The organism is Pseudomonas sp. (assembly GCF_026224925.1).
Lineage (GTDB): Bacteria > Pseudomonadota > Gammaproteobacteria > Pseudomonadales > Pseudomonadaceae > Aquipseudomonas.
Map to the genome: position 1 here is coordinate 1 of NZ_JAMFRV010000039.1, position 5955 is coordinate 5955.

General features: G+C 58.8%; 8 protein-coding genes. All 8 read left to right on the forward strand.

Going from position 1 to position 5955, the window contains the following annotated elements:
* Positions 1 to 172: 172 nt before the first annotated feature.
* Positions 173 to 823: a MotA/TolQ/ExbB proton channel family protein gene (locus M0974_RS01800; protein WP_297831930.1), complete on the forward strand. Its 651-nt coding sequence runs from the start codon at positions 173 to 175 to the stop codon at positions 821 to 823.
* Entirely contained in the window at positions 820 to 1251 is a 432-nt protein-coding gene (locus M0974_RS01805) for a biopolymer transporter ExbD (RefSeq protein WP_297831912.1), read from the forward strand. Before M0974_RS01800 ends, M0974_RS01805 begins: the two co-directional genes overlap by 4 nt.
* A complete protein-coding gene (gene lpxK / locus M0974_RS01810) occupies positions 1251 to 2264 on the forward strand; it encodes a tetraacyldisaccharide 4'-kinase (RefSeq protein WP_297831914.1) in 1014 nt (337 codons plus the stop codon). The genes M0974_RS01805 and lpxK overlap by 1 nt, the downstream gene beginning before the upstream one ends.
* Positions 2265 to 2287: 23 nt before the next feature.
* On the forward strand, positions 2288 to 2473 hold the full coding sequence (locus M0974_RS01815) for a Trm112 family protein (RefSeq protein ID WP_003174668.1): 186 nt from the start codon (positions 2288 to 2290) through the stop codon (positions 2471 to 2473).
* A complete protein-coding gene (gene kdsB / locus M0974_RS01820; RefSeq protein WP_297831918.1) occupies positions 2470 to 3234 on the forward strand; it encodes a 3-deoxy-manno-octulosonate cytidylyltransferase in 765 nt (254 codons plus the stop codon). The genes M0974_RS01815 and kdsB overlap by 4 nt, the downstream gene beginning before the upstream one ends.
* Positions 3234 to 4253, forward strand: coding sequence for a UDP-N-acetylmuramate dehydrogenase (murB, locus tag M0974_RS01825; protein WP_297831921.1), 1020 nt, complete (start codon positions 3234 to 3236; stop codon positions 4251 to 4253). Before kdsB ends, murB begins: the two co-directional genes overlap by 1 nt.
* A 79-nt stretch (positions 4254 to 4332) precedes the next feature.
* Positions 4333 to 5319, forward strand: coding sequence for an XdhC family protein (locus tag M0974_RS01830; protein WP_297831924.1), 987 nt, complete (start codon positions 4333 to 4335; stop codon positions 5317 to 5319).
* Positions 5316 to 5924, forward strand: coding sequence for a nucleotidyltransferase family protein (locus tag M0974_RS01835; RefSeq protein WP_297831927.1), 609 nt, complete (start codon positions 5316 to 5318; stop codon positions 5922 to 5924). Before M0974_RS01830 ends, M0974_RS01835 begins: the two co-directional genes overlap by 4 nt.
* Positions 5925 to 5955: the final 31 nt, after the last annotated feature.

Consider the following 5955-nt stretch of genomic DNA (forward strand, 5'->3'; position numbering starts at 1 on the left):
GCGCAGAACACGGTGCCATCCGTCTGCACCTGGGCCGCTTCCTACCGGCCGAAGGGCTGCGCAATCAGCGGCGCTTCTGGCGTGATTGACCCAGGCGGTTATTCATCGCGGGGTTCGGCGCGCGGGCGCCCCTATGTTAGAGTGGCGCCACTTTTTTCAAGGGGTCGCTACTGTGTGGGAACTGGTCAAGTCAGGCGGCTGGATGATGCTGCCGATCATTCTGAGTTCCATCGTTGCCGTCGCGATCATCATCGAGCGACTGTGGACCTTGCGCGCCAGCCGGATCACCCCGCCGCACCTGCTCGGTCAGGTTTGGCGCTGGATCAAAGACAAACAACTGAACAAGGAAAAACTCCGGGAACTGCGCGCCGACTCACCACTGGGAGAAATCCTCGCTGCCGGTCTGGCCAACTCTCGGCACGGTCGGGAGATAATGAAAGAGTGCATCGAAGAGGCTGCGGCACGGGTCATTCATGAACTCGAACGCTACCTGAGTGCACTGGGCACTATCGCCGCCATGGCGCCGCTGCTTGGCTTGCTCGGCACCGTACTGGGGATGATCGACATCTTTGGCTCGTTCATGAACTCCGGGATGACCACCAATGCCGCGATTCTTGCCGGTGGTATTTCCAAAGCCCTGATCTGTACCGCTTCGGGCCTAATGGTTGGGATACCGGCGATCTTCTTCCATCGCTTCCTGCAAAGCCGCGTCGATGAGCTGGTGGTGGGCATGGAGCAGGAAGCGATCAAGTTGGTTGAGGTGGTACAGGGTGACCGTGACGTTGATCTGGCTGAAGATAAGCCTGTGAGCAAGAAGAAGTGAAGTTTCGCCGCCGCAGGCCGCGGGAAAACATCGACATCAACCTCGTTTCGCTGATCGATGTGGTATTTATTCTGCTGTTGTTTTTTGTGGTCACGACGACGTTTACCAGGGAAACCCAGCTCCGTATTGATCTGCCGCAAGCGGTGACCGGCACCCCGGAAGAGAATTCCGAGCTGAAACACCTGGATATCGCCATCAGTGCGGACGGTGTGTATTCGCTGAATAACCAATTGTTGCCGAAAAATGATCTGCCGTCGCTGATCGAGGCGCTGCAAAAGGAATCGTCAGGCGATACCAGTTTGCCGCTCTCCATCAGTGCTGACGGCAAAACCCCTCACCAAGCGGTGATCACGGCCATGGACGCGGCGGGCAAGCTGGGTTTCAGCCACCTGCGCATGACCACGGTCGAGGCGCCAACGGCTAACTGATGGCCCTGACCGATCGTTTACTCGACGCCTGGTACACCGGCCATCCTGCGCTGGGGCTGTTGCGCCCGCTGGAATCGCTGTATCGCCGGGTGGTCAATGGCAAGCGCGCACGGTTTCTGGCCGGTGAGGGCGATATCTATACAGCGCCCGTGCCAGTCGTTGTGGTGGGTAACATCACGGTCGGCGGCACTGGCAAGACACCGATGATCCTCTGGATGATTGAACACTGTCGCCGCCGTGGCCTGCGGGTTGGGGTGGTCAGCCGTGGTTACGGGGCCAAACCGCCGAGCTTGCCGTGGCGAGTCAAGGCCGACCAAAGCCCCAGGATCGCCGGCGATGAGCCGTTGCTAATTGTGCAGCGCAGTGGCGTTGCGCTGATGATTGACCCTGATCGCAGCCGTGCGGTGCGTACGTTGCTGGATGCCGAACCGCTGGACCTGATTCTGTCCGACGACGGCTTGCAGCATTACCGCCTCGCTCGGGATCTGGAACTGGTACTGATCGACGCCGCGCGCGGTTTGGGCAATCGGCGTTGTTTACCTGCGGGCCCGTTGCGTGAGCCGGTGGAGCGCTTGAGCAGTGTTGATGCGCTGCTTTATAACGGCACCGCAGAAGACCGTGAAGACGGTTTCGGTTTTGTACTCACGCCCACCACCCTGGTGAACCTGCGCAGTGGCGAGCGGCAATCGTTGAGCCATTTCCCCGCCGGGCAGGCGTTGCATGCGGTGGCTGGCATCGGCAATCCGCAACGTTTCTTCAATACCCTTGAAGGGCTACACTGGCGTCCAGTGCCTCACGCGTTCGCTGACCATGCGCCCTACAGCGCTCAGCTATTAAATTTTACCCCGGCGTTGCCGCTGATCATGACCGAGAAGGATGCCGTGAAATGCCGGGCCTTCGCCGCTGATGACTGGTGGTACCTGGCGGTGGATGCAGAGCCTTCGGCAGCATTCATTGACTGGTTCGATTTGCAATTGCAGCGCCTGTTGCCCTCTTTGAACCCTTTTCCATAACAGCAACACCCCCAGGACATCTTATGGACACCAAGTTACTCGATATCCTCGCTTGCCCAATCTGCAAAGGGCCGCTCAAGCTCAGTGCTGACAAAACCGAACTGATCAGCAAAGGTGCAGGCCTGGCTTATCCGATTCGCGATGGCATCCCGGTGATGCTGGAAAGCGAAGCGCGGACTCTGACCACCGATGAGCGTCTGGATAAATGAGCGCAGTGTTCACCGTTGTGATTCCGGCGCGTTACGGCTCGAGTCGTTTTCCCGGTAAGCCGCTGAAATTGATTGCCGGCAAGCCGATGATCCAGCACGTCTGGGAACAGGCGTGTAAGAGCAGCGCTGAGCGCGTAGTGGTAGCAACCGATGATCCGCGCATCGTCGAGGCGTGCCGAGGTTTCGGTGCTGAAGTGCTGCTGACCCGTGACGATCATAATTCCGGGACCGACCGCTTGGCTGAAGTCGCGAGCCAATTGGGCCTGGCCGATGACGCCATCGTGGTCAATGTGCAAGGCGACGAGCCAATGATCCCGCCTGCGGTGATCGATCAGGTTGCGGCCAACCTTGCAGCCCACCCCGAAGCGCGGATGTCGACCCTGGCCGAACCGCTCGAAGACATGACGGCCTTGTTTAACCCGAACGTGGTGAAGGTCGTCGCCGACATTAATGGCTTGGCCCTGACCTTCAGTCGTGCGCCGTTACCGTGGGCGCGTGACGCCTTGGCCAAGGATCGCGAGCAGTTGCCTGCTGGCGTGCCGTATCGCCGACATATCGGGATCTATGCCTATCATGCCGGCTTCTTGCACGACTTTGTCAGTTGGGGCCCTTGCTGGTTGGAAGACACCGAAAGCCTGGAACAACTGCGTGCTTTGTGGCACGGCGTACGGATTCACGTTGCCGATGCACTTGAAGTGCTGCCTGCCGGTGTCGATACCGCTGAAGACCTTGAGCGCGTGCGACGCTTGCTGGAGGTTTGATGACGTTGCACGTGCGCGCCGGGGTTTCCCTCAAACCGTTCAATACCTTCGGCGTGGAGGTGCAGGCCAAGGCCTTCGCTGAAGCCCATGACGACTATGATATTCGGCAGGCGCTGGCGTATTCAGCCGAGCACGCATTGCCGTTGCTGGTAATCGGTGGCGGCAGCAATCTGCTGCTGACAACCGATATCCAGGCTTTAGTGCTGCGCATGGTCAGCCGTGGCATACGGATTATCAGCGACGATGGCGAGCGCGTCATTATTGAGGCTGAAGCCGGGGAGGGCTGGCACGCCTTTGTGCTGTCGACCCTTGAACAGGGCCTGTCCGGGCTGGAAAACCTCAGTTTGATTCCCGGTACAGTCGGCGCCGCGCCTATGCAAAACATTGGTGCGTATGGGGTCGAGATCAAGGATGTTTTCCACAGCCTCACTGCGCTTGATCGGCAGACCGGCGAATTGCGTGAGTTTACCCTCAGCGATTGCGCTTTCGCCTATCGCGACAGCGTGTTCAAGCAGCAGCCGGGGCGTTGGTTGATTTTGCGGGTAAGGTTGGTGCTTAGCCGTGCCGCACACTTGCACCTTGAATACGGCCCGGTGCGACAGCGCCTGGATGAACAAGGCATCAGCCAGCCAACGCCCAAGGATGTCAGCTTGGCAATCTGTGCGATTCGCAGTGAAAAATTGCCTGACCCGGCCGTGCTGGGCAATGCTGGCAGCTTCTTCAAAAATCCACTGGTGGTGGCTTCGTTAGCCGCCGAGTTGAAGCGCGAACACCCAGGCTTGGTCGGTTATCCACAGGCTGACGGCCAGGTAAAGTTGGCCGCCGGTTGGTTGATCGAGCAAGCTGGCTGGAAAGGTTATCGCGACGCTGATGCTGGCGTGCATCGCTTGCAATCGCTGGTGCTGGTCAACTACGGCACTGCCACTGGTCTGCAATTGCTCGACCTTGCGCAACGCATTCAAATTGATATTGAACAACGCTATCGCGTCAAACTCGAAATGGAGCCGAACCTTTATTGAGATTCGGCCGGGTTTTTAGGTTTATTCTGCCGATTCGGTACCCGTTCAACGGCTGGCAAATCGAAAAAGGCGACAATTGATGGATAGCGTTGATCTGAATGTCTTGCGCAGCGTGCTCGACTGGCGGCGTGCCGGTCAGCGCGTGGTGCTGTACAGCGTGGTGCAAACCTGGGGCAGTGCGCCCCGGCCGCCTGGCGCGATGTTGGCGCTGCGCGAAGACGGCATGGTGATTGGCTCGGTATCCGGTGGGTGCATTGAAGACGACTTGATTTCAAGGTTGCAGGACGGTCGTTTGCAGGCCAGCGATGAAGTGCAATTGGTGACCTACGGCGTGACCCGTGATGAGGCTGCGCGTTTCGGTTTGCCGTGTGGCGGCACCTTACGCCTGACTGAAGAATGGGTCGGCGATGAGCAGTGGGTCGCTGACTTGTTGCAGCGCTGCGAAGATCACCAGTTGGTGGCCCGAGAGCTTGATTTAAAGTCCGGCGCAGTTAGCTTGCATTCAGCCAGCCGGGGTGATCAGGTCAGCTTCGACGGGAAAACCTTGCGCACGATCTATGGCCCGCGCTGGCGTTTACTGTTGATCGGCGCCGGGCAGTTGTCGCGTTACGTGGCTGAGATGGCTCACTTGCTGGACTTTGAGGTGCTGATCTGTGATCCGCGCAAAGAGTTCGCCTACGGCTGGGAGGACCAGAAAGCGCGTTTTGTGCCCGGTATGCCGGACGATGCGGTACTTACCATCGAAACAGATGAGCGCACGGCCATCGTCGCGTTGACCCATGACCCGCGTCTGGATGACATGGCGTTGCTGACCGCCTTAAGCTCCAAGGCGTTCTATATTGGCGCGTTGGGATCGCGGGTCAACAGCCAGAAGCGTCGAGAAAACCTGGCGCTGTTGGGCTTGGATGCCGAGTCCATTGAGCGTCTGCATGGGCCGATTGGTTTGCACATTGGCAGTCACACCCCGGCAGAAATCGCTTTGTCGCTGATGGCTGAAATCGTGACCATCAAGAACGGCATTGCCTTGAAGCAGAAGAAACCACTGATGGCCGAGACCGAGCATTGAGTACGACCGTGTGTGCGGTAATCCTGGCTGCCGGACAGGGTCGTCGCTACCGGGAAATCGCCGGTGCGGATCAAGACAAGCTGTTAGCGCCTTGCCTCGGGTGCGACGGGGTGCTGCGTCCGGTGCTTGAGCAGGTGTTGGTCAATCTTCAGGCCGCGACCGATAAAGCGCCTGTGGATAACATTGTTTTGCTGACCCGGCCTGATCGCTTCGAGGTGATCGCGTTGGGCCGGCGTTATGGGTGTGAGATAGAGTTGCTGGACTCAGAGGGGATGGGTGACAGCATCGCTGCGGCGGTTTCGGCTCAGCCTGATCATCGCGGTTGGCTGGTGGTACTCGGCGACATGCCGTTTATCCTGCCTGAAACGCTAGCGCGGATGATTGAATCCCTGGATGACGCAATGATCAGCGTCCCGGTCAGCGGTACCGTGTTCGGCCATCCCGTGGCCTTCGGTCGCAGGTTTGGCTTTGCGTTAATGGCATTGTCAGGCGAGCGGGGCGCCAAGCGGTTGTTTCAGCCGGGGTTGGTGCGGGAGATCAAGGTCGATGATCCCGGCGTGCTGTGGGACGTTGATACGCCGGCAGCTTTGGTGTTTAAGCCCTGAGAACGCATTGCTCCTACAGATATGTCATAAA

Coding starts and splice junctions, on each gene's coding strand:
- lpxK (WP_297831914.1), top strand. CDS start 1,251: ATGGCCCTGACCGATCGTTTACTCGACGCCTGGTACACCGGCCATCCT.
- M0974_RS01815 (WP_003174668.1), top strand. CDS start 2,288: ATGGACACCAAGTTACTCGATATCCTCGCTTGCCCAATCTGCAAAGGG.
- murB (WP_297831921.1), top strand. CDS start 3,234: ATGACGTTGCACGTGCGCGCCGGGGTTTCCCTCAAACCGTTCAATACC.
- M0974_RS01830 (WP_297831924.1), top strand. CDS start 4,333: ATGGATAGCGTTGATCTGAATGTCTTGCGCAGCGTGCTCGACTGGCGG.
- kdsB (WP_297831918.1), top strand. CDS start 2,470: ATGAGCGCAGTGTTCACCGTTGTGATTCCGGCGCGTTACGGCTCGAGT.